The 22,897-nt window shown below is 75.5% G+C and carries 18 protein-coding genes; 11 read left to right on the forward strand and 7 right to left on the reverse strand.

Annotated elements, in window-relative coordinates; translation table 11 throughout:
* Nucleotides 1–50: 50 nt before the first annotated feature.
* A complete protein-coding gene (locus AC6EXY_RS26695) occupies nucleotides 51–638 on the reverse strand; it encodes an ATP-binding protein (protein ID WP_499818401.1) in 588 nt (195 codons plus the stop codon).
* A gap of 64 nt (nucleotides 639–702) precedes the next feature.
* Nucleotides 703–1,662 (reverse strand): NAD(P)/FAD-dependent oxidoreductase, encoded by a 960-nt coding sequence (locus AC6EXY_RS26700; RefSeq protein WP_101835394.1) that lies wholly within the window; start codon nucleotides 1,660–1,662, stop codon nucleotides 703–705.
* 496 nt (nucleotides 1,663–2,158) lie between these two features.
* Between AC6EXY_RS26700 and AC6EXY_RS26705 the strand changes: the two genes are divergently transcribed.
* A complete protein-coding gene (locus AC6EXY_RS26705) occupies nucleotides 2,159–3,208 on the forward strand; it encodes a DUF5926 family protein (RefSeq protein ID WP_165818646.1) in 1,050 nt (349 codons plus the stop codon).
* 113 nt (nucleotides 3,209–3,321) lie between these two features.
* Nucleotides 3,322–4,515 carry a geranylgeranyl reductase family protein gene (locus AC6EXY_RS26710; protein WP_499818402.1) on the forward strand — a complete coding sequence of 398 codons (1,194 nt, stop codon included), beginning with the start codon at nucleotides 3,322–3,324 and terminating at the stop codon, nucleotides 4,513–4,515.
* A 43-nt stretch (nucleotides 4,516–4,558) separates the two neighbouring features.
* On the opposite strand, the gene AC6EXY_RS26715 is transcribed toward AC6EXY_RS26710, so the two are convergent.
* The 3 genes from AC6EXY_RS26715 to AC6EXY_RS26725 all read right to left on the reverse strand — a co-directional run bounded on the left by AC6EXY_RS26715 (nucleotide 4,559) and on the right by AC6EXY_RS26725 (nucleotide 10,174).
* Nucleotides 4,559–7,225: a MinD/ParA family ATP-binding protein gene (locus AC6EXY_RS26715; RefSeq protein ID WP_101835390.1), complete on the reverse strand. Its 2,667-nt coding sequence runs from the start codon at nucleotides 7,223–7,225 to the stop codon at nucleotides 4,559–4,561.
* A gap of 396 nt (nucleotides 7,226–7,621) precedes the next feature.
* The gene (locus AC6EXY_RS26720) at nucleotides 7,622–8,530 is read right to left on the reverse strand and encodes a phosphotransferase (RefSeq protein ID WP_499818403.1); all 909 of its coding nucleotides are present in this window, start codon (nucleotides 8,528–8,530) and stop codon (nucleotides 7,622–7,624) included.
* A gap of 21 nt (nucleotides 8,531–8,551) precedes the next feature.
* Nucleotides 8,552–10,174: an NsdA family TPR-like regulatory protein gene (locus AC6EXY_RS26725; RefSeq protein WP_499818404.1), complete on the reverse strand. Its 1,623-nt coding sequence runs from the start codon at nucleotides 10,172–10,174 to the stop codon at nucleotides 8,552–8,554.
* 791 nt (nucleotides 10,175–10,965) lie between these two features.
* Here AC6EXY_RS26725 and AC6EXY_RS26730 point away from each other — a divergent pair.
* The 9 genes from AC6EXY_RS26730 to AC6EXY_RS26770 all read left to right on the forward strand — a co-directional run bounded on the left by AC6EXY_RS26730 (nucleotide 10,966) and on the right by AC6EXY_RS26770 (nucleotide 21,290).
* Nucleotides 10,966–11,838, forward strand: a complete 873-nt coding sequence (locus tag AC6EXY_RS26730; protein ID WP_243407408.1) for a GNAT family N-acetyltransferase — start codon at nucleotides 10,966–10,968, stop codon at nucleotides 11,836–11,838.
* Between the two features lie 47 nt (nucleotides 11,839–11,885).
* Nucleotides 11,886–12,872: a dihydropteroate synthase gene (gene folP / locus AC6EXY_RS26735; protein WP_101831377.1), complete on the forward strand. Its 987-nt coding sequence runs from the start codon at nucleotides 11,886–11,888 to the stop codon at nucleotides 12,870–12,872.
* A complete protein-coding gene (gene folB, locus AC6EXY_RS26740) occupies nucleotides 12,869–13,273 on the forward strand; it encodes a dihydroneopterin aldolase (RefSeq protein ID WP_101831369.1) in 405 nt (134 codons plus the stop codon). The genes folP and folB overlap by 4 nt, the downstream gene beginning before the upstream one ends.
* 34 nt (nucleotides 13,274–13,307) lie before the next feature.
* Nucleotides 13,308–13,904, forward strand: coding sequence for a 2-amino-4-hydroxy-6-hydroxymethyldihydropteridine diphosphokinase (gene folK, locus AC6EXY_RS26745; RefSeq protein WP_101831370.1), 597 nt, complete (start codon nucleotides 13,308–13,310; stop codon nucleotides 13,902–13,904).
* On the forward strand, nucleotides 13,901–14,338 hold the full coding sequence (locus tag AC6EXY_RS26750; protein ID WP_101831371.1) for a DUF3180 domain-containing protein: 438 nt from the start codon (nucleotides 13,901–13,903) through the stop codon (nucleotides 14,336–14,338). The genes folK and AC6EXY_RS26750 overlap by 4 nt, the downstream gene beginning before the upstream one ends.
* A 261-nt stretch (nucleotides 14,339–14,599) precedes the next feature.
* The gene (locus AC6EXY_RS26755; protein WP_499818405.1) at nucleotides 14,600–15,922 is read left to right on the forward strand and encodes a hypothetical protein; all 1,323 of its coding nucleotides are present in this window, start codon (nucleotides 14,600–14,602) and stop codon (nucleotides 15,920–15,922) included.
* Between the two features lie 501 nt (nucleotides 15,923–16,423).
* Nucleotides 16,424–16,945, forward strand: coding sequence for a hypothetical protein (locus AC6EXY_RS26760; protein WP_101831373.1), 522 nt, complete (start codon nucleotides 16,424–16,426; stop codon nucleotides 16,943–16,945).
* A 42-nt stretch (nucleotides 16,946–16,987) separates the two neighbouring features.
* A complete protein-coding gene (locus AC6EXY_RS26765; RefSeq protein WP_499818406.1) occupies nucleotides 16,988–19,501 on the forward strand; it encodes a helicase-associated domain-containing protein in 2,514 nt (837 codons plus the stop codon).
* Nucleotides 19,502–19,625: 124 nt separating this feature from the next.
* Entirely contained in the window at nucleotides 19,626–21,290 is a 1,665-nt protein-coding gene (locus tag AC6EXY_RS26770; protein WP_101831375.1) for a DNA repair helicase XPB, read from the forward strand.
* Between the two features lie 25 nt (nucleotides 21,291–21,315).
* Here the strand turns inward: AC6EXY_RS26770 and AC6EXY_RS26775 are convergent, their stop codons facing one another.
* Together AC6EXY_RS26775 and AC6EXY_RS26780 are read right to left on the reverse strand one after the other, a co-directional pair.
* Entirely contained in the window at nucleotides 21,316–21,906 is a 591-nt protein-coding gene (locus tag AC6EXY_RS26775; protein ID WP_101831376.1) for a Uma2 family endonuclease, read from the reverse strand.
* Between the two features lie 425 nt (nucleotides 21,907–22,331).
* A partial coding sequence (locus AC6EXY_RS26780) for a TCP-1/cpn60 chaperonin family protein (protein ID WP_499818407.1) occupies nucleotides 22,332–22,897 on the reverse strand: 566 nt, incomplete at its 5' end.

Raw genomic sequence — 22,897 nt, forward strand, 5'->3', positions numbered from 1 at the left:
CGTCGTCCGTCGTCCGTCGAATCCCGAACTCCCTGCCAGCGTAGCCGTTGTCAGACGGGCTCGTCGGCGGCCCGGGGCGAGGGCCGGTCGGAGCGCCATGGCCCGAGCGGATTGCGGGGACGGCTGAGCCTGGCGCCCGGTGCGCTCTCCTCCCAGACAAGGGCCTTCTCGAGGTGTACCCGGGTGCCGCTGTATGGACCGTCCACCCGCTGGAAGCGCACCTGGTCCATGAGCGCCCGCATGAGGAAGATCCCCCGGCCCCGCTCGGGAACGCTCTCCGGCGGCGAGCCGTCGCCGATGACGCCCGGCGCCGGGTCCGGGTCGAAATCGCCGTCGAAACCGCCCCCGCGGTCGCTCACCTCGATGACGGCGACACCGTTGTCCACGCCAACCGAAACCTCGTACTCGTCATCGTCCTGGGCATGGAGAAGAACATTCACGCAAGCCTCGGTCAACGCAATCTCAACGTCGTCGATGCATTCCTGTGCAACGCCGAGAACCTTCAGCGATTGCGTACAGATTCGCCGGACCACTGGAATGGAGATCTCATCGCGGGGCAACGACAGGCTCAGTTTGATCTCCATATCGGCAGGTGTACCCCCCTCCGGCAGCATCAATCGAACCAGTTGGGCGGACACTTGCGGGACTCCGTCACACAGGGGTTGATCAGCCCCGCGGCAGGTGGTGCGGACGTCGCCGGGTTCAGCGAAGTCGCGCGACGATCGCCCGGCCGAGCGCGGTTCCCGACAGCCACGCATTCTCGATCTTCGGTTCTCCCCAGCCGTCACCGGTGAGGCCGATGTGATTGTCGGACAGGAAGTAACGGCGCGCGTGCGGCCGCTCCGGCCGGGCGAAGGTCCACCGCTGGACATACACCCAGCGGGGTGGTTCGGGGATCGCGAGCAGCCGGCGCAGCGCCGCGACCAGCCCCGGCCCGGCCGCCGACGGCTCGGCCAGCCGTGGCCGGGCGAAGTCCGCGGTCGAGTGCGCGACCAGCACCGGGGCGTTGTCGCCGCGGCGGCGCCCGTCGTCGGCGATCCACGCGATCGTGTCGTCGTCGTGGACGAACGCGCCGTCCAACGGTGCCCAGCAGCGGTGCTGCCAGCCCGCGAGCAGCGCCAGCGCCGGCGCCCACGGACGGCCGGCGACCAGCGCCCGCTCCGCGCCGAGGCTCTCGTCGAGGTGGCGGATGGCCTGCGGATCGGGCATGGCCAGCACGGCCGCGTCCACCGGTTCGCCGTCGACGAGCGGGCCCGGGGCTATCCGCGCGATCGGCGCCGACTGGGTCACGCTCACCCCGGCTCGGGAGGCGAGGTCCGCCACCAGGGAACGCAGGCCACGGGGAGCGGCGTAGCGCAGCGGCCCGGGCTCGCCGGGGATGAGCACCGCCTCCGGCCCCTTGATCACCGCCATCCGCCGGGTCCACGGCCGGGCCATCCCGCGTGCCGTCCAGTCGGCCACCACCTCGGCGAACTGCGGCGAGCTGACAGTGAAGTAGGACGCGCCGGAGTCCACGATCCGGCCGTCGATCCAGCGGGACGCCATCCGGCCACCGATCACCCGGCCCCGGTCGCGGACATGCACTGCGATTCCCTCGGCCCGAAGCGCGCTGGCACAGGCGATTCCCGCAATTCCTCCGCCGGCGACGACGACCTTTGCCACCAACCCCCCATTGTCTCCACATGGCTACCGCCCGGCCGGCCGATCGGCTGTGTGAAACGCCGACCGACGTCAACACCTTCACCGGATCCACGCCCCGGCCGGTCGGGGCCGCGGCCCCGGCCCGCCCGTCGTGCGCCGGACCCGTGGCCGCGCTTCCATCATCGTGCCTGCCGCCGTTCCCGACGGTGCATGGCCGTGACATGACGGTGGGACACCATGGAGGTGTTTGGGGGTTCTCCCGCATTCCCCGGCGGGGATGCCGACGCGACGACGCCACCATCGGCACCGCCCGGCGTCCGCACGGCGGGCCGGCCATGGCCTAGCCTTACCCCGGACCGGGCTCGTCCCGAAACCGGGAAGCCGACCGGTCGGGGACGAGCCGACCGACCTCGAGATCCAGGAGTCCGCGATCGCACGCCGACCCGCCCCCCAGCGTCCGGGCGCCCGCTCCGCCCGCCTCACCGCGCCCACGCCCGGGCGCCGTCATCGCGCCGCGGTGGCGCCGACCGCCGACGGCGAGATCCCCGTGGTCGGGCCGCGTGAGCCGTGCCCCTGCGGGTCCGGACGCCGCTACAAGGCCTGCCACGGCGAGCGGCACCGGCCGGCGCCCGTGCTGCGTCCCTTCCTCGGCCGCCGGGACGAGGCCGACCTCGTCGCGCTGCGCGAGCTGGTGCCCAGCGCCACCGCGCCCCTCACCCTGTCCGCCGAGCACCTGGCCGCCCACCCCGAGCACGCGGACCGGCGGATCACCCTCGGCACGATGCTGCCCCAGGCCGCGCCGGCCCTGGTCCGTGAGGACGGCGAGATCCTCGTCGCCATGCAGACCACCGTGCCCGGCCTGGACGCCGCCCGGGACATCGCCGGCGCGCTGCTCACCGCCCTCGACGCCGAGCCGGGCAGCGTGATCGACGCGCCGGCCGCCTCCTCGCCCCGCCTCGTCGAGCAGCTCCCCGGCGGACTCGCCGACCTGCCGGGTCTCGTCGACCTGCTCGACCCGGCCCCCCTCGAGATCACCGTCCATCCCGGCTTCGGGTGGTGGCTGCCGTCGTCGGACGGCGAGACCGGCCCGAACCAGGAGGTCGCGGCCATGCTGGAGCGAGCCAACGCCACGGTGGTGCCCACGGCACGGCTGTCGTCCGTGCCCGCGGCGTACTGGTGCCATCCGGGGGATCGGTGGCACCTGCGCTGGGCGTTGCCCCTCGCCGCCCCCGGCGCGGGCGCGGGCGACGCCGACGCCGGAAAGGCGGCCGACGCGGGGGATGTGGCCGGCTCGGAGGAGAAGCTGCTCGACGCCCTCGCACGGCTGGCGGCGGCGGAGCGGCTCACCGTGGGCGCCGGCTCCCGTTTCGTCGGTTTCTTCCGCGCGGACGGCCTCGTCGTCCCGGTCTGGGATCTGGCCGCGGACACCGAGCCGCAGCAGGTCGAGGAGCCGGTCGCCGCGCTGGGGACCGCCTACCGAGAGGCGCTGGCGGACACCACCTCCCTGGACCCGGCGCAGCGTCGCGTCCGCGCCGGCCTCGTCGGACGCAGCCTCACGCTGCGCTGACGGCGACGGCGGATCACCGACGGCGGATCACCGACGGCGGATGGCGGGCGGCGACGGCGCCCCGCCGTGACGGGCTGCCGATGACACGCGGCGCACAGTGGAGGGAGAACGCGGTGGAGGCGACCGGCGGACCGGTCGACCCGGGCACGGACTACGACGCCATCGTCGTCGGCGCCGGGCCGGCGGGCGGCAGTGCGGCCCAGGCGGCAGCCGCCGCGGGCGCCCGGGTCTGCGTGCTCGAACGGTCGTCGATGCCCCGGTACAAGACCTGCGGTGGCGGCCTGGTCGGTCTGTCCACCGACCACGTCGGCATCGACCTGTCCGGCCTGGTCCGGTCCACGGTGAGTTCGCTGACGATGACCCTGGACGGGCGGTACCAGGTCAGCCGAGGCCGGGTCGACGCGGCGCCGTGGCTGTCGATGGTCATGCGCGCCGACCTGGACGCCGCCCTGCTCGCGGCGGCCCGGGCGGCGGGGGCGAGCGTGCGCACCGGCGTGCAGGTGCTCGGGCTGCGGGAGACAGCCGACGGCTGGGTCCAGGTGCGGGTCCGCGACGGCGCGGAGCTGCGGGCCCGCGTCGTGATCGGGGCGGACGGCACGTCCGGGCGCTGCGGGACCCACGTCGGCGTGCACTGCGATCAGGTCGACGTCGGCCTGGAAGGCGAGTTCGTGGCCGATCAGGCCCTCGCCGATCGGTGGGCCGGGCGGATGCTGCTCGACTGGGGACCGGTGCCGGGCTCCTACGGCTGGGTGTTCCCCAAGGGGCGGGTGCTCACCGTCGGCGTGATCGGAGATCGGGCGCAGGGCGGCGCGCTGCGCGGCTACTACCGCCGGTTCGTCGAGCGTCTTGGCCTGACGGACGTCCCCCGTCAGCACGATTCCGGGCATCTGACCCGGGTACGGGCGGTCGGCTCGCCGCTGCGCCGCGGGCGTGTCCTCGTCGCGGGCGACGCCGCCGGGCTGCTGGACCCGTGGACGCGGGAGGGTATCTCCTTCGCGCTGCGTTCCGGTCGGCTCGCCGGAGAGGCCGCCGCCGCGGCGGTCGGCGCGGCCCGGGCGACCGGGCCGTCGGGCCTCGCGGCGCTCGACGGCTACCCCGACCGGGTCGAGACCATCCTCGGGCCGGAGATGGTCGCCGGCCGCGAGGTCCTCGGCGCCTTCATTCGCCGGCCCGCGGTCATGCACGCCATTCTGGCGAGTCCCGGCACGTTCGGCCTGTTCACCCGGCTCATCGAGGGCCGCACGACGGTCGCCCGCCAGCTGCGCCGCCCCGGCGTGCGGGCGGTGGTCGCGGCTCTGGCCCGCTGAGCCGCGCCGGCCAGCCTGGACCCAGCCTCGCCTCCGTCCCGGCTCAGCGGGGCGCGCCGCCGCGTTCCTGGCCGAAACGCTCGGCCACCGCGCCGGCGATCTCGCGATAGGCCTCGCGGGTCTCGCGCCGCAGGTCCGACAGCACGATGCGACCGCCGTCGGCCAGGTGCGGGTCGAACGGCACCCGTACCACCCGCCGGGTGCGGGACTCGAAGTGCTGGGAGAGCGCGTCGACGTCGACCCGTTCCCCGTGCTCGTGAAACATCGAGATCACCGCGACGGCCTCGCGGACCTGCTCGGCGTAGCCGTGGGCGTCCAACCAGTCGAGCGTCGCGCTCGCGCTGGAGCCGCCGTCCGCCGTCGCCGAGGAGACGATCACCAGGGTGTCGGCGAGTTCCAGCACACCGTGCATGGCACTGTGCAGGATGCCCGTGCCGCAGTCGGTGAGCAGGATCGAATAGTGCCGTTGCAGCAGGTCGTCGACGGCGCGGTACTCGGCGTCGCCGAAGGCGTCCGACAGTTCCGGGTCGTTCGCCGACGCCAGCACCTCCAGCCGCGAGTCGGCCTGCGACAGGTACTTGCGGACGTCGACGTAGCGGTGCAGCCGCGGCGCGTCCTCGAGCAGCTCGCGCACCGTGTGGGCGGACGTGCGGGGCACCTTGGAGCCGAGCGTGCCCCGGTCCGGGTTGGCGTCGATCGCCACCACCCGGTCGCCGCGCAGGCTCGCGAGGGTCGAGCCGACGGCGACCGTCGTCGTGGTCTTGCCGACCCCACCCTTGATCGACATCACCGCGATCCGGTGGCAGTCCAGCAGCGGCGTGCGAATCCGGGCAGCCAGCCGCAGGTCACGGACCTCGTCCGGGGACGGCCCGGGATTCACGGCCCCGGCGGAGACCTGATACACGAGCTTGCGCCAACCACGGGACGCCGTCTGCGGTGGCGGGGGCAGCAGCGCGCTGGTGAGCAGAGCCCGGCCAGGCTCGCGCGCGCCGGTCGTGGGCGCCGCGGGCGGGCGCGGCGGCGCCGACTGACGCGCGGCGCCCGTCGGATACGGGCTGGCGGGTGGGTGAGGCGTGCCGGATGGATGCTGCGAGCCGGATGGACGCGGCGCCGCCGGTCGGTACGGGTCGGCCGGCGGGTGAACACGGGGATCCTGGTACCGCGCGGTCGCGGCCGGATCGCCCCCGTCCGGGTACCGCTCGTGCGGGTGCGGCGCCCAGTACGGATCGGCACCGGGCTGCGGGCCCGGATCATCGCCGGGGTACGGCGGGTAGGGCACCACGGTGCGGCCCGACCGTCCGGTGCGCTCCTGCGGGCGTGGCTCGCGGTTCGGGGGCTGCGCCCGGTGCCGCCCGGTGCCGCCCGCCGGTCCGGAACGCGACGACGCGTCGGCCGGATCCCGGTAGCCCGGCTCGCCGGAATCGGTCCGGTACAGCGCTCCCGGCGGCGGGAGCTCGGGCCCGGGCGGCGTGTTGGGCGGGTGCACCGTCGGCGGTGGGGGCACGGGCGGCGCCGGGACGGCCGCACCGCGGCTCAGCGCCTCGTGCGGGATGATTCGGTGATGGCGGGCGCCGGTGGCCCCGCCCTCGCCCGGGGCGCTGCGCTGGTCGGGGTCGCGCAGCCACGAGGGGACGCGCGTCGAACCGGTGCCTTCCCGTCCCGGCCCGGTCAACGGGGAACCGATGACCAGCGCCTGTGTCGACACGCTGCCGGGCGGCGGGGGCGGGGCGGGGTACTCGACGGACGGGTGGTAGCCGTCGCGGTGTGGCGGCTCGGCGGCACCCGGACGCGGTGGCGCCGGCATCGGCTCGGTCCAACGCGGATCGACGGGCCTGGACCGCTGGTCGGGCCGCGCTGGCGCCCCGGGCGGCGGCTGGTGGGGCGGCGGGCCCTGCGGCGCCGGCACCGGCCGCGCCGCCGGGTGCGCCGGCGGTGCCGAATGCGGGGGAGGCGCGGAGCGCGGAGGAGGCGCCGGGTGCACCGGTGGTGCGGAGCGCGGGGGAGGTGCCGGCTGCGCCGGTGGTGTGGAGCGCGAGTGCGGAGCCGGGTGCGCAGGCATCGAACGGGAGGGAGGTGCCTGGTGCGCGGGCGGGGGCGCCGGGTGCGGCCCGGCGGGCTCCCCGTGCCAGTTCCGGGTCTGCGCCGAAGGCGGGGGTGGCGGGTAGGCCTGGCCGAAGCCGACCTGGGTCGTCAGGGGGTACTGGTCGAGCAGCGGGTCGAAGGTGCGTGTCTCGATCGGCAGCATCCGGCCGCCGCCGCTGCCCTCGTGCCGGCCGGCCGGCGCCGGGGCCGGGTCCAGCTCCGGCTGGCGGATCGACGGCCAGGTGTCCGAGACGCCCGGGACGGTCCCGCCCGGCTGGACAGGTCCGCCCGGCTGGGCGGCGGCCCCGGGATGGGCGTGGTCCCACTGCTGGACGGAGTGGGCCGGCCGGGACGCTCCGTCCGGACCGTGTGCCGCGGTGCCTGGACGAACGCCGCCGAACGGCGGCGCGTCGGTACCAGGTTTGTGGGGGCGGGGGGTGTTGTCGACCGACCAGCCCGGGCCGGTGGCGGGAGCTGGACGCCCGGCCTCGCCATCCGTCCAGCCCGTGGCCTCGCCATCCGTCCAGCTCCAGCCCGCGGCGGCGGGATGGCGGCGGGGTGCGGGCCGCTCGTGGTCCGCGACGTCGCCGACCCTGATGGCGCCGAGATCGTGCCCGTCGCCGCTCATGTGCTGACTCCCGGCCCGCCGGCGGGCACGGGAAACGGATCTCCCGGTACGGGCATTCCCTCCGTGATGTCCAAGGGTCTCCCCTCCGATCGGGCGACCCGGGCCCTGGGGCCGGGGCGGGCGGTACGACCGTGCGCGCTGGCCGGTCCGCCGATGGCGTACGGGCGGGATCCGACCGTCAGCTACGCGGGCGGCGCGAGGCCGGTCGCGGCCCGCCGGAGCGCCCCGACGGGTCCGACCAGAATGACACGCGCCCGCATGGACCGCACGGCCCGGCCGTCCGAACCGCTGTGACCTGCCATGGCCGTTCGCGTCCGGACGCTGTCGGCGACGGCCGCCGTCCCGGTCGGACCGCGCTCCGGCGGGCTCGGCACGGGCACGGCGCGGCGGGGACGATCAACGGTAGAGGGACCAGCGGGCGGCGTCGTCGCCGCGGCGCAGGCTGTCGAGGCGGACGCGGAACTGCGCGGCGACCGTCGCGCTGCTGCCCAGCACGGGCAGCACGCTGGTGACCAGCTTGAGCTCGCGGACGGCACGCAGGACCGGGAATCCCGCCCAGGCGGTGACGTCGAAGCCGTACTGGTCGGCGAGTGCGCGGTGAGACCGGGGATCACGACCGAAGCGGAGGTGGCCGACGGCGACGGGAACGAGGTCCCACTCGGCCGGCCCAAGGCAGGTGGCGTCGAAGTCACACAGCAGCACGCCCTGGTCGGCGGTTCGGATCAGGTTGCCGAGGTGGGCGTCGCCGTGGATCAACGTCGGCGGAAGGGCGTAGCGGACGGCTCCGAGCGCCGTGCCGACCCGCTCGGCGAGGTCCTCGAGGAAGCGGTGGTCGTCGGCGGGCAGCGCCTCGGCGTCGGATAATCGCCGGCGGACGTCGTCCAGCGGATCCCACGGGGGTAGCGGTGGATGCGGTGGCCCGAGACCGTGCAGCACGCGCAGGAGGCCGGCGAGGTCACCGGTGTGGGGGAGCGGGTTGGTCGCGGGCCCGCCGAGGGGCGTCGCGTCGACCCAGACGGTCGCGACACGGCCGGCGGCCTCGACCGGAGCGGCCACCCCGGGCATCAGCCGGACGGCCGGGACGTCCCGCTCGGCGAGCCAGCGCGCGACCCGCACGACCTTCGCCACCCGGTGCGCCATCGCCGCCGAGCCGGTGATGCGGACGATCGCGCCCGCCCGGGGCAACCGGTAGACGGCGTTCACCGTCCGTTTGACCAGGACCGCGTCGGCGTCGTCCAGTCCGGCGCGAGCACAGATCTCGCCAAGCGCGCGGCGGGTGGCCGCCGCGGTGAAGCGGGCAGCCATCGCCGTGCGCCGGCCGTCCGCTCAGACGGGCAGGGCCGGCGCCGTGACCGCGCCGGGGGCGGGCCGCTGGCTGGCCGCCGAGCGCTGCCACTCCCGCACCAGCAGGGCGAGCTCCCGCACCTGGCGGACCTCGCTGTGCGGGCTGGTGGCGGTCAGCAGCTGGTCCGCCCGCCCGGAGACGGACGCCACCGTGCGTCCCCAGGAGATCTGGATCGCCTCGGTGGCCAGGTCGCACACCCGGTCGAGCTCGAGGCGCCCCTGGCGGGCGAGAGCGAGGGCGAGGTCGAGCCGGATCACCGAGCGGAAGCCGGGGGCATCCATCGCGTCGAGCTTCGGCAGCGCCAGCTCCGCGTGCTCCTCCGCGGCCCGCGGCCGGCCGAGCAGGCACAGCGCGGTGGTGGCGTTGTACGACACCTCGACCGGGTTGAAGTTCTCGAAGCTCGGACCGGGCCGGCCCCACTGGTCGGGGGGGATCAGATCCGCGAGGTCGTAGGCCTCGTCGAGGGCCTGGGCCGCGCCGCGCACATCGCCGAGGGCCGCCAGGGAACGCGCCACCTGGCAGACCAGCCGGGCGCGCACCGGGCCGTCACCGACGTGGGTGAGCCCGTCACGGGCCAGCCGCAGCGCCTCGTCCGGCCGGCCGGCGTAGAACTCGTTGACGGCGGCGACCTCCCGGGCGGAGCCGCGCAGCGGCCCCTCGCCGGCCAGGTCACCGGCCTGGAAGCCGAGCGTGGTCAGCGCGCGGGCCTGCTCGATGTCGCCGAGTTTGAACGCCGCGTCTGCGCCGAGGACGGCCACCCGGCCGGTGAGCAGGTCACGGCGGCGGGCGTCGCCGCCGGGCATCGAGCGGCGGCCGAGGCGCTCGAGGCCGCGGCGCAGCCGGGAGGTCTGGGCGAGGATGTGCGCGGGCGGGGTGCGCTCGTGCGCGTCGAGCAGATCGCCGAGCATGTCGTCGGCGCGTTCCAGCGCGAGCTGGATCGGGCTCGCGGCGAGCATGTCGGAGACTTCCATGATCTGGCCCTCGGCCAGCAGCGCGGTCATCATCGCCGCCCCGGCGTAGCGGTGGAACTGCCGACGATCGGACAGGGCCGCCGCGAGTTCGGGGACGGCGGCCGCCATGGTGCCCTCGGATGCCGAGGCGCCGGGCGGTCCCGCGACCCCGGCCGGTGCGGTGGTGCTGGCCGGTGTGGTGGTGCTGGCCGGGGCCGCGGTGGCGTGGCAGGCGGGGGCGAGGTCGAAGGGGGAGCGCCCGCCGAGCATCGCGAGTGACAGTGCGGCGGGATGGGTGTCGGGGGCGGCGCACGAGGGGGCGGGGCCGTGCGGACCCCGGCCGAACAGCGCCGTGCGGCGCAGCAGGGCCGAGGCGCGGGCCAGCTCGGCGAGGCCGTCGGGGACCTGCAGCCGCGGGGCCGTGCCGGGGCCGGTGGGGCCTCGGTCGCACCGGTCGACCGGAGGCTGGGCAGGTGGCTCCGCGGGGTAGTCCTCGGGGCGGTCGTCCGGCGGGGTCCGCGCCGGCGGGATGTTGATCGACTCGCCCGCCGTCGACGGGGCGTGCCTGGCTGGTGAAGGGCCGGATCGGCCGGACGGGGACGGACCCCCTGGGTCGGGGCGACGGTCTGGCGAGGATCCGCTTGACTGCGGCATGCCGCGCGTCCTTCCTTCCGAAAACACCACGGTCTGCGACCGTGCCGACAACGTAGCGATGGGCAGGGCTCGCTGCGAGGGGCGACCCGATGGGAGCGCACGGTGAGACCACTCGACCGTGCGAGGTCCCAGGGCCGTCGGCGACGGTGGCGACGGCGGCGGCGATCCGGACCGGCGGTCGGCGGTCCGGCCTTGCCGGTGGACTGGGCGCGGCGGCGACGTTGCCGCCGGTCGGTCCCGACCGCACCAGCCGGAATCCACCGGTTTCCCCGCTGTCGATAGTAGAAGGTGCCTTGCGCCGGAAGGTGACGATCAGGGGGCCGCCATGTGCAGGCCACTGTTGCTCTACGTGTTGTTTCTCCGCGGTTTCCAAGCTCGATCTTGCCTCCTGGAGGGCCTGTCGATCAACTTTCCGCCGGGTATGAAGCCGGTCGCGGGGCACACGGACGAAGGAAGTCCCGTCCTCGGCGCGCCGGACGGGGAAGGCTTGTGCGGATGCGCCCGGAATCGGGCGGACGTGTCCGGGCGTGCCGCGTCCGCATCGGTGGCGATCGGAGGAGGCGCGCGGCAGAATGGGAACATATCCGCAATAAACCGGAAATTATGACATTCGTTCATGGTGCCCGCTGGTGGGCGCGGTGCTGGCACCACCGGTCCGAGCGATGCCGTCGGCCACCCCTGCTGTCCGGTCGGTAGCCTCGGCATGGTGGCTGATGCGGCCCAGCAGTTCCGTCAGACCCGTCCGGCGCGCCGTGGGCGCGCGGGTGTCGGGCCGTTCGTGGTGCCTCGCGGTGGGTGAGCGCGCGGCGGCGAGCCCACCCGACCCGCTGTTCGGTCCGCGGTGCGGGCTCTCCGGCGCGCACGCGTCGCTGGCCCGCGAGCTTGAGCTGGTCGCGCACCGGGCGTGGCCGCCGCTGGCCGTCCGCGAGCACCGTGGGTGGCTGCTGCGGGCCTCGGCCGGATCGTCGCGGCGCGGCAACTCGGTGTGGGCGCGCGGCGACGTCCCGGATCTCGCCGCCGGGCTCGCGGCCGTCGAGACCTTCTACCGCTCCGCCGGGTTGCCCCCCACCTTTCAGCTGACGCCGGTCAGCCGGCCATCGGGTCTGCCCGCCGCGCTCGACGACGCCGGCTATGACGACACCGGGCCGACCGACGTCTGCTCCGCGCCGCTGGCCGGGCTCACCCGCGCGGACGCCGGCTCCGCCCCGGCGGGCGGCACCGCCGTCGACCTCCGGGCCGGCCCCGTCGCGGACGAGGGCTGGCTGAGGGTGGCGGGGCAGGTCTTCACCACCTTCGACGGGCAGCGCGTCGGCACCCTGGCCGTGCTCGCGAGACTGCGGCTGCCGACCACCTATGTGACGCTGACCGCCGACGGCGTGCCGGTGGCCGTCGGCCGTGGCGTCACCGACGGTCGCTGGCTGGGCATCTACAGCATGGCCACGCTGCCCGCGGCGCGCGGTCGCGGCGCGGCCCGGCGCGTCCTCGGCGCGCTCGCCCGGTGGGCGGCGCACCAGGGCGCCACCCACGCCTATCTCCAGGTTGAGGAGGTCAGCACCGTGGCCAGGCGTCTGTACGCCGAGCTCGGCTTCCGACCGGTCTACCGGTACTCCTACCGCCGGGCGGCGACCCCGGCCCCGGCGCCTGTCGGGGAGGGCGCCGCGTGAGCCGGGCCGGCGGCGACCTGCTGCGGCCGGGCGGCCTCACCAGGGTGATGGGTGTCGTCAACGTCACCCCGGACTCCTTCTCCGATGGGGGCACCTTCCTCGACCCGGTCGACGCGGTGCGCGCCGGGCTGCGCATGGTGGACGAGGGCGCCGACCTCATCGACGTCGGCGGCGAGTCGACGCGCCCAGGGGCGTCCCGGGTGGCGGCCTCCGAGGAGATGCGCCGGGTGCTGCCGGTGGTCGCCGAGCTCGCCGCCGCCGGCGTGACGGTCAGCGTGGACACGACCCGGGTGTCGGTGGCCGCCGCAGCGGTGGACGCCGGCGCCGTGCTGGTCAACGACGTCTCCGGCGGCGTCGACCCCGACCTGCTGGCCATGGTCGCCGACCGTGGCGTGTACTACGTGCTCATGCACGCCCGCGGCCCGAGCGCCGACATGACCACCCGCGCCGTCTACGGCGACGTGGTCGCCGAGGTGGTCGCCGAGCTGCGCGCCCGGCTGGAGGTCGTGACGGCCGCCGGGATCGCCGAGGACCGGGTCATCCTCGACCCCGGCATCGGGTTCGCCAAGGCCTCGGCGCACAACTGGGCGCTGCTCAACCGGCTCGACGCGATCGCCGCCCTCGGCCGGCCGCTGCTGGTCGGAACGTCCCGCAAGTCCTTCCTCGGCTCGGTGCTGGCCGACCCGCGCGGCGCGGTGCGCCCCAGCGACGAGCGCGACGACGCCACCCAGGCCACCACCGCGCTGCTGGCCGCGGCCGGGGTGTGGGGGGTACGGGTGCACGCGGTGCGCCCGGCGGCCGACGCCGTGCGGGTCGTGCGCGCCTGGCGGCAGGGCAGCTGCGACGATCCGGCCCCCGACAGCCAGGCCGGCGTCGACGCGCCCGCCACCGGTACCCCGCCGTCGCCGGCCGGCCCCGGGCTGCCGCCACTGTTGCTGCCGGGCCTGGCCGCGAGGCCCCCGCGTGGCACGCAGCGGCCGGCCTCGGTGCCCGGCCGTGCCGGCGCGCAGGAAGCGCCGCGGTTCCCCCGGTGACGGCGGCGGACGCGGGCGGACGCCCGCTGGACCGGATCACGCTCACCGGCCTGCGGGTGCGCGGCCGGCACGGCGTGCTGGCGGCCGAGCGCGAGCTGGGGCAGGAGTTCGTCGTGGACGCGGTGCTCTGGCTGGACGCGGCGGAGGCGGCGCGGACGGACGACGTCACCCGCACGGTGCACTACGGCGAGCTCGCCGAGGAGCTCGCCGCGATCGTCGCCGGCCCGCCCGTCGATCTGATCGAGACGCTCGCGCACCAGCTCGCCGCGGCGTGCGCCCGCCGGGAGCGGGTGGCGCGCGCCGAGGTCACCGTGCACAAGCCGGCGGCACCGATCCCCCTCGTCTTCGCCGACGTGGCCGTGACCGTGACCCTGCCGGGCGACGGCGGGCCGCCCCGATGACGCCCGCCCCGGTGACGACGGCGGAGGGCGGGCGATGACGAGCGGCGGCGCGCCGGGCGGACCGGTCCCCGCGGATCGTCCAGCCCCCGCGGATCGCTCAGCCCCCGCGGACCGTCCGGCCCACGCGGTGCTCGCCCTCGGCTCCAACCTCGGTGACCGGTGGGCACTGCTGCGCGGCGCGGTGCGCAGCCTCGACAAGCTGCTCGGGGTATCAGCCTGCTCACCCGTGTACGAGACGGCGCCGGTCGGCGGCCCCGAGCAGGACGACTATCTCAACGCCGTCGTGCTGACGGCACCCGCGCCGCCGCGGGAGCTGCTCGCGGCGGCGCGGGCGGCGGAGGAGCAGGCGCTGCGGGTCCGCACGGTGCGCTGGGGCCCGCGCACGCTCGACGTGGACGTCATCGCCCTCGGCATGCGGCGCAGCGACGACCCGGAGATCCTCCTCCCGCACCCCCGCGCGCATCTGCGGGCGTTCGTCTGCGTGCCCTGGCTGGACGTGGAGCCGGACGCCGTCCTGCCCGGGCACGGCCGGGTCGCCGACCTTGTCGCCCGGATGTCGCGCGACGGCGAGCTCGCCGGCCTGCGGCGCGGCGCGAGCATGCTGCTGGACGAGGGGGGAACGGCGGGGTGAGGCCGACGCGCGCCCGTGACCTCGTCGTGGTGGCGGTCGTCTTCGGCGTGCTCGGATATCTGCTGTTGTGGTGGGCGTACCGGTCGATCCCGACACTGCCGCGCACGGCGCCGCTGTCGGTCGTCCTGATCGGGATCATCGAGCTGCAGGTCGCCGGGCAGACGCGGCGCAGGCTGGCGGGCCGGCCGGGCACCCGGCCGATTCTGCCGCTGACGGTCGCCCGGCTGGCCGCGCTCGCCAAGGCGAGCTCGGTGACGGGGTCGGCCCTCGCCGGGGGCTGGGCGGGTGTGCTCGGCTACACCATTCCGCGCACTGATGAGTTCCCCACGGCCGGCAGCGACGCGATCACCGCTGGCCTCGGGCTCGCCGCCGCGGTGGTGCTGCTCGTCGGGGGGCTCGTCCTCGAACGGGTCTGCCGGGTCCGCAGACCGTGATGCTCGCGGCCCGCGAGGGCGTCGGCCTCGGCCTTCGGTAGGGCGGGCGGAACGGGTCGCGTCCCGGCCGGGGCGGCATGGGGGCCCTTTTTGTCCGGGGTGGGAGCTAGTCTGGGCTGGATCGCCGCAGATGACCGTGATCAGCGTCAGGGTTGTGCCTGTCAACCCGCAGTCGTGTGGTGATGTGCCGGTGTTGCGTGTGCCGGTGACCCGAGGGCGCGGCGGCGCGGTGGCGCGACGCGGAAGCGGAAGGTGCGGGCGGTGGTCGCAGAGGGCCGGAACCGCGAGAGAGCGGGGGACGAGCCGCCGGAAGCGGGCGGCCGCCGTCCGGCGGCCGGTTTCGGGCCGTCCGGTCCACCCACGGGCGGCGGCCGGATCGTCGCGTTCGGGACGCTGCCGGCCCTCCCGCCATCCGGCCAGGCGCCCCGGGCGGACCGGCGTCCCGCGGTGGGCCCCGAGCCTGGCCGGGCGGCGGCGTTCGATCCCGCCGACATGGAGACCGACCCGGCGCCCGAACGGCGGCAGCCGCCCCGGGAACGGCGGCCCCCGGCGGGGGGCCGGCCGGCGGGGGCCGCGGCCGCGGGTCCCCGCCAGACCTTTCGGGCGGTCGCGTTCGGCAACCCGACCGCGGGCGGTGCCGAGGTCATCGCGGTCGATCCCGCCGACGATCCCGCCGACGATCCAGCCGGTCCGGCCCACGAGGCCGCCGGGGGAACGCCTCCCGCCGGCCCGCGGGCGGGTTTCGCGGCACCGGCGGCGTGGCCGTCGGATCCCGATGCCCATCCCGCCAGCGCTCGGTACACGGACGATCGCGGTGTTCCCGCACCCGCACGCTCCGCACCGACAGGCTTTCCTGGCGACGGCCCTCCTGCGGGGTCGGGATTCCGTCAGCCCGACACCGCGGATCCGCGCGCATTTCGCAATGGTGGTCAGGAACCGGCCAGTGGCGCGTCATCCGCGCGCCGCGACCCGCAACGGCCCGGGGACCGTCCGCGCCGGCCCGCGTCGCCGGCGCGGAAGCCGCGCCCGGCCGGCCACGAGGCGGGCACCGCCGGTTCCGGGCCGCTGGAGAAGGTCAGCACCACCGGCGTGCGCCCGGCCCTTCCGGGCGTCGGCCCGCCCCCGCCCGGCGGGCCGGGGCGCTCGGCGGGACGGCCGGCGCTGGACGACGTCAGCTTCACCGGCCGGCAGGCGCCCGTGCGGCTGGACGGGCCCCCGCCGCGGGCGCCCGGCGTGTCTCGCCCCGGCGGCGACCCGGCCGCGTCCGCCGGACGATGGGACGACCCGCCCCCAGCCGTCGGCCGGTGGGACGACCACCCGCCGGCCGCCGGGCAGGATGGCCCTGGCGTGCGGCGCGACCGGCGGGGTCAGGGAGCCCGGCGCGGCCGCGGGGGCGTGCTGGCCGTGCTGCGGGCCGCCATCGTGGTCTCGGTGATCGTTGTCGGCGTGTCGATCGGCCGGACGCTCGCCCTGCCCGGCGATGCCGGCGTCCTGACCCGGCTCGCGGACTGGGGTCGGGCCAACCACCTTTCGTTCCTCGTCGACCGGGTCGACCGGGTCGACCGGGTCGACCGGGGCCACTGACGTCGACCGGGCCGGACGGCGTCGACCGGAGACGACCGGGGGCGGCGGGTGCGCCGATACGTGGTGCCGCTTTGGGGGCGCGGAGAAAGTGGTCGCGCGCCGTGACGTAACTGATGGTTTGTCTCGCCGAGAGTGGGCGTTGTCGCCTGTTGTTGTGCTTGTCGCTTTATGGTCGTCCTTGCGTGTGATCGAATCAATGTCCGGGTAACCTGGGATCTCCTGGTGCGAGCGGAGTTCCCGAGCGCGTTGGCGAGCGAGGCGGACCGGGCAAAATTGGCGTGTTCCAGTTCGTCGATTCCCCTTGCGCCCTGCCGTCTCGGGCGTGTCCAATCAGGTATTGGTAGGTCTGTCGCATTCCGTCGACCTCGTCTTGCCGTGACGCCCCTCGCGTGCGGCGCCTCACCGGAGGCGGCCGCGCGCGGTGTCTCCAGGGCGTCCGGGTCGCCGACGGTCGACCGAACGCGTGCCCCGGCCCGCCAGGAAGGCATCCAAGGAGGCCACGTGCGTCCGAGATCCGCAGCAGCCCACGCGGTCCCGCTGGCAGGTGCGGCCGGTCAGGGCGCCCCGCGGCGTGACTGGACGGCGTCGGGCCGCTCCGGTGCGGGCGCCATGGCGTCCGACGTCGCCGACGGGCCGGGCCGGCCGGCGACGGAGGCCGAGGCCGTCGCGATCGCCGGCGCGATCCTGGACAGCCCGCTGGTGTCCGCCGCCTCGGCGGAGGATCTGCGCATCACCGGCATCCGCACGTCGACGGGCGCGCCCGACTGGGCGTTCGCCGTCCTGCGCCCGCTCGGCGGTACCGACCCGTCCATCGCCGTGCTGCGCTGGGACACCTGCTGCGGCTGGGTGCTCGACCAGGTGGGCATCGTCCGGTTCACCCGGGGCGCGGGCGGCGGCGGGCCGGCCGTGCGCGGCGCGGAGCTGTCGGTCGCGGGAGCGCCGGGAATCCGCCGGCACGAGGCCGGATCGAGGCGCGGTTGCGAGTCGCCGGCGCGCTCCGGCGGGGCGGCGCGCCCGGGGTAGCGACCGCCGCCCTGCCCACCGGGCGGTCCGCCGGCTACCGTCATGAGGATGTCGATACCGGCCGACGACGAGGTGCGAGACGAGCCCGTGACCCTGGCGGGCTGGTTGCGCGCGAGGCCGGACGACGCGCTGGTCCGGCTCTTCCTGCTGCGACCGGACCTCGCCACCCCGCCGCCGCCCGATTTCGACATCCTCGCCGCGCGGCTGGAGGTCAGGGTCAGTGTCGCCCGGGCCATGGAGCGGCTCGACACGGGCGCCTGCGAGGTGCTGGAGGCGCTGACCCTCCTGCCGGGCGGCGTGTCGCTCGACCGGCTGGCCACGTTGTGCGGCGTCGACGGCGAGGCGGTGGCGGGGCTCGCCGCCGTGGTGGATCGGCTGCGCGAGCTGGGCCTGGTCTGGGGAGACGGGGACGGGCTGCGCGTCGTCGGCATGGTGGTCGATCTGGTCGGGTCGCGCCCGCTCGGCCTCGGCCGGCCGGTGCGGGAGTGTCTCGGCGCCTACCGGCAGAACCAGCTTGCCCGCATCGCCGGCGTGCTCGGCGAGCCCGTCGCGGCCCGCGCGGAGCTGATCGAGACCCTCGGCCGGAGGTTCGACGATCCGGCCGCCGTCCGCGGCTGGCTCGACGACTGCTCGCCCCGGGCCCGCGCGCTGCTCGACCGGCTGGCCGCGGGCCCCGCGCTCGGGACCTCCGCGGAGGCCGGCCGGGTGCCGGTCCTCGCCGGGGCTCGCGGCCCGGTCGAGGAGCTGCTGGCCCGCGGGCTGGTCATCGGGATCGACGAGGAGACCGTCGAGCTGCCCCGGGAGGTGGGCCTTGCCGCGCGGGGCGAGCGGCCTGCCGGCCCGCTGCATCCGCGTCCACCCGCGCTGACCGGCACCGAGATCGGCGTGCCGGCCGCCGACGGCGCGGCGGCCCTCGCCGCGGGCACGGTGGTGCGCTGGGTCGCCACCATCCTGGACGCCTGGGGCGCGGCGCCGGTGACGCCGCTGCGCACCGGCGGCCTGAGCGTGCGCGACCTGCGGGCCGCCGCCCGGCTGCTCGACACCGATGAGCGGACGGCCGCGTTCGTCGTCGAACTCGCCGCGGCCGCCGGGCTCGTCGACGCGACGGCCGGCGTCGACGTCCAGTACATGCCCACCGCCACCTATGACCGCTGGGGCACCGAGCTGGTGCCCGCCCGCTGGGCGGCGCTCGTCGAGGGCTGGCTGCGCGCACCGGTCGCCTCCTGGCTGGTCGGCGAGCGCGACGAGCGGGGCCGGCAGATCGCCGCCATGTCGCTGGACGTGCGCCGCCCCGCCGCCGTCGAGGTCCGCGCCGAGGTGCTGCGCGCGCTCGCGGCCGCGCCGCCGGGTGTGGCACCGGACGACGCCTCGCTGCGCGCCCTGCTGGCCTGGCGGTCGCCGCGCCGGTCGGGGTCGCTGCTGGCGGCGATGATCGACGGCACGCTGGCCGAGGCGGAGCTGCTCGGCCTGATCGGCCGCGGCGCGCCGACCACGGTGGGCCGGCTGCTCGCCGCGCGGCTGGAGGCGGAACGCGCGGACCCGGCGCGCCTGGCCGGCCCGCCGAGCCGGCCGTCGGGCGGCGACGCGGCGCTGTGCGCGCAGCTCGCCGACGCGCTGGCGCCGCTGCTGCCGGCTCCGGTAGAGGAACTACTGCTGCAGGCCGACCTGACCGCGGTCGCGCCGGGGCCGCTCACGCCCACGGCGGCGGCGCGGGTCGCCCGGATGGCGGACGTCGAGTCGACCGGCGCCGCGACCGTCTACCGCTTCTCCGAGGACTCGCTGCGCCGGGCGCTGGACTCCGGCCTGACGGCCGAGGAGATCCACGCCGAGCTGGACCGGCTGGCCCGCACCGGCGTCCCGCAGGGCCTGAGCTACCTGATCGACGACACCGCCCGCCGCCACGGCCGGCTGCGAGCCGGCCCGGCGGCGAGCTATCTGCGCTGCGACGACACCGCGCTGCTCGCCGAGGTCGTCGCGAGCCGGCGCACCCAGGCGCTCGGGCTGCGCCGCATCGCGCCGACGATCGTCATCTCCCCGCTGCCGACCGCCGAGGTGCTCGTCGGCCTGCGCGACGCGGGCTACTCGCCGGTCGCGGAGGCGGCCGACGGCCGGGTGCTGCTGAGCCGCCCGACCGTGCACCGCACGCCGGCCCGCTCGCGCCCGGCCTCGAACGACGTCGCCGACTCCCGGCTCGCGCAGGCCCGGGACGTGCTGCGGCTGGTGCGCCGCGGCGACGACGGCGCGCGGGAGGTGCGGGCGGCGGTCGATGCCGCCCGCGGGGTGGGCGTCGGGTTCACCCGGTCGGCCCCGCTCATCCTGGTGATGCTGCAGGGCGCGGTGCGGGAGCGGCGGCGGGTCCTGCTCGGCTATGTCGATCAGCAGGGCACCCCCCGGGACCGGATCGTGCGCCCGACCGCCGTCGACGGCGGGTGGCTGAGCGCGTGGGACGAGATCAGTGCCGCCTCGCGCCGCTTCGCGCTGCACCGGGTGACCGGCGTCGCCGAGGTCGACGACACCTTCGGCGTGCCGTCGGTGGGCGGCGCCACCCAACGCTGACGCCTCGTTCGTCCGCCTCGCTGGCCTCGTTCGTCCGCCTCGTTCGTCCGGCCCGCGCGTCCGGCCCGCGCGCCCGCGCCGGCCGTCCGTCCGTTCCGTCGGTGGCCGCCTGTACCGTCGATGCATGGTGGACGGCCCGTTGATCGTGCAGTCGGACAAGACCCTCCTGCTGGAGGTCGACCATGCGGGCGCGGCCGAGGCGCGGGCGGCGATCGCCCCGTTCGCCGAGCTGGAGCGCTCCCCGGAGCATGTGCACACCTACCGGATCACCCCGCTGGCGCTGTGGAACGCGCGCGCCGCCGGGCACGACGCCGAGCAGGTCGTCGACGCCCTGGTGCGCCACTCCCGCTACGCGGTGCCGCACGCGCTGCTCGTCGACGTCGCCGACACGATGGACCGGTACGGCCGGCTTCGGCTGGAGAACGACCCGGTCCACGGCCTGGTGCTGCGCGCGCTCGACCGGGCGGTGCTCGTCGAGGTGGCGCGGGCCAAGCGGGTCGCGCCCATGCTGGGCGAGCGCCTCGACGATGACACCATCCTCGTGCATCCCTCCGAGCGGGGGCGGCTCAAGCAGGCGCTGCTCAAGCTCGGCTGGCCGGCGGAGGACCTCGCCGGCTACGTCGACGGCGAGAAGCACCCCATCGAGCTGGTGCAGGACGGCTGGGAGCTGCGCGAGTACCAGAAGGGCGCGGTCGCGGGCTTCTGGGAGGGCGGCTCCGGGGTGGTCGTGCTGCCGTCGGGGGCGGGCAAGACGATCGTCGGCGCGGCGGCGATGGCCCAGGCCGGGGCGACCACGCTGATCCTGGTGACGAACACGGTCGCCGGCCGCCAGTGGCGCCACGAGCTGCTGCGCCGCACCACGCTCACCGAGGACGAGATCGGCGAGTACTCCGGCGAGCGCAAGGAGATCCGCCCGGTCACCATCGCGACCTACCAGGTGATGACGGCCCGCCGCAAGGGCGAGTACCTGCATCTGGAGCTGTTCGGCGCGCGCGACTGGGGCCTGATCGTCTACGACGAGGTGCACCTGCTGCCGGCGCCGGTGTTCCGGATGACCGCGGACATCCAGTCCCGGCGCCGCCTGGGGCTCACCGCGACCCTGGTGCGCGAGGACGGTCGGGAGGGTGACGTCTTCAGTCTGATCGGGCCGAAGCGGTACGACGCGCCGTGGCGGGAGATCGAGGCGCAGGGCTGGATCGCGCCCGCCGAATGCACCGAGGTGCGGGTCACCCTCACCGACGACGAGCGGATGGCCTACGCGGTCGCCGAGCCGGAGGAGCGCTACCGCATGTGCGCCACGGCCTACAGCAAGCGGGCGGTGGTGCGCCGGCTCGTCCAGCGCCACGCCGACGACCGGGTGCTGGTGATCGGGGCGTACCTCGACCAGCTCGACGAGCTCGGCGAGATGCTGGACGCGCCCGTCATCCAGGGCTCGACGCGCAACAGGGAGCGCGAGCGGCTGTTCGAGGCGTTCCGGACCGGTGAGATCACCACCCTGGTCGTCTCCAAGGTCGCGAACGTCTCCATCGACCTGCCGGAGGCCGGGGTCGCGGTGCAGGTGTCGGGCACGTTCGGGTCCCGTCAGGAGGAGGCACAGCGCCTGGGCCGGGTGCTGCGGCCCAAGGCGGACGGCCGGACCGCGCACTTCTACACCGTCGTCGCCCGCGACACCCTCGACCAGGAGTACGCCGCCCACCGGCAGCGGTTCCTCGCCGAGCAGGGCTACGCCTACACGATCGTCGACGCCGACGACATCCCCGACCCCGACCAGACCTCCGGTCAGGCTTAGGCGCGGGCACCGGCGGCGGGCCGGCTCACTCCGCGTCGGGCGGGTCGATCAGCTCCGCGGTCCGGACGGTCACCGGGAAGGGCCGGGTGGTGGTGAAGACGCCGTCCGGCCCGGTGGCGCTGGTGGCCACGTAGGAGCCGGCGACCAGCTCGTACGCCTCCAGGGTCGTGGTGTCCGGATCGATCAGCCAGCAGGACACGACGCCGTGCTCGCGGTAGAGGTCGAGCTTGAGGGTCCGGTCGTAGCGGCGGGTGCTCGCGTCGGCCACCTCGACGACCAGGAACGGGGTCTCCCGCAGCCGGCGATCCTCGCCCGCCGGGCTCGCGGCGACCACGAGGTCGGGGACGAGCAGGCAGCGCGGCGACAGCTCCACCCCCACGCCGGCCGGCAGCACATGCGCGCCGGAGGTGGCGGCCTCGGTCAGCAGGTGGGTGAGCCGACTGGTGACGCGGGCCCGCAGCGGCGTTGGCCAGGGCCGCAGGACGCAGAGCCCGTCCAGCAGTTCGAGGCGTGCGTCGCCGGGACCGGCGGCGTCGAGATCCTCCACCCGCACCGGAGGTGTGGGGATCGTCACCGAGGGGCGGCGGGAGCGGGAGTGCGGGGCTGCCTGGACCACGATGCCTATCGTGCCCTCCCGCACCGGCCCTGTCGAAAGGCTCGGCGCGTTAATTGTCCGTGTCGCCCAATTCGTCGATGGCTAACGATCGACCGTCCATGAATTGTCGAAAATAAGTGACATAAAACTCTTGTCTGCCGCAATACACGATGGTATCTTGATCGCCGTTGAGGATGGCCGCGCGGACTTTGCCCGGCATACGGCCGTCTCGGGGAGTGCCTCCCTGCGTCCGCTCCGTCCCGAGTGTGGCGCCTGCTCCCAGGCTGAAGAGCCGTCTCCGCGGAACCTCCCGTCCGCGGAGACGGCTCTTTCCACGTCTACCAGGAAAGTTTACCCCATTCGGGGTAGATCCCCGCGTGAATCGGTCATAAACGGCGAAAGGCGGCCCCGCCGAAGCGGAGCCGCCTTCGTTGCCGCGGCTGGACTCAGAAGTCCATGTCGCCGCCGCCGCCCGGGACGGCGGGAGCCGGGTTCTTCTCCGGCTTGTCGGCGATGACGGCCTCGGTGGTGAGGAAGAGGCCGGCGATCGACGCGGCGTTCTGCAGGGCGGAGCGGGTGACCTTGGCGGGGTCGATGATGCCGGTGGCGATGAGGTCGACGTACTCGCCGGTGGCGGCGTTGAGGCCGTGGCCGGTGGGGAGGTTGCGGACCTTGTCGACGACGACGCCGCCCTCGAGACCGCTGTTGAAGGCGATCTGCTTGATGGGGGCTTCGAGGGCGAGGCGGACGATGTTGGCGCCGGTGGCCTCGTCGCCGGAGAGGTCGAGTTTCTCGAAGGCGGTGATCGACGCTTGGAGGAGGGCGACGCCGCCACCGGCGACGATGCCTTCTTCGACGGCGGCCTTGGCGTTGGACACCGCGTCTTCGATGCGGTGCTTCTTCTCCTTGAGTTCGACTTCGGTGGCGGCGCCGACCTTGATGACGGCGACGCCGCCGGCGAGCTTCGCGAGCCGTTCCTGGAGCTTTTCGCGGTCGTAGTCGGAGTCGGACT

The organism is Frankia sp. RB5, from assembly GCF_059816245.1.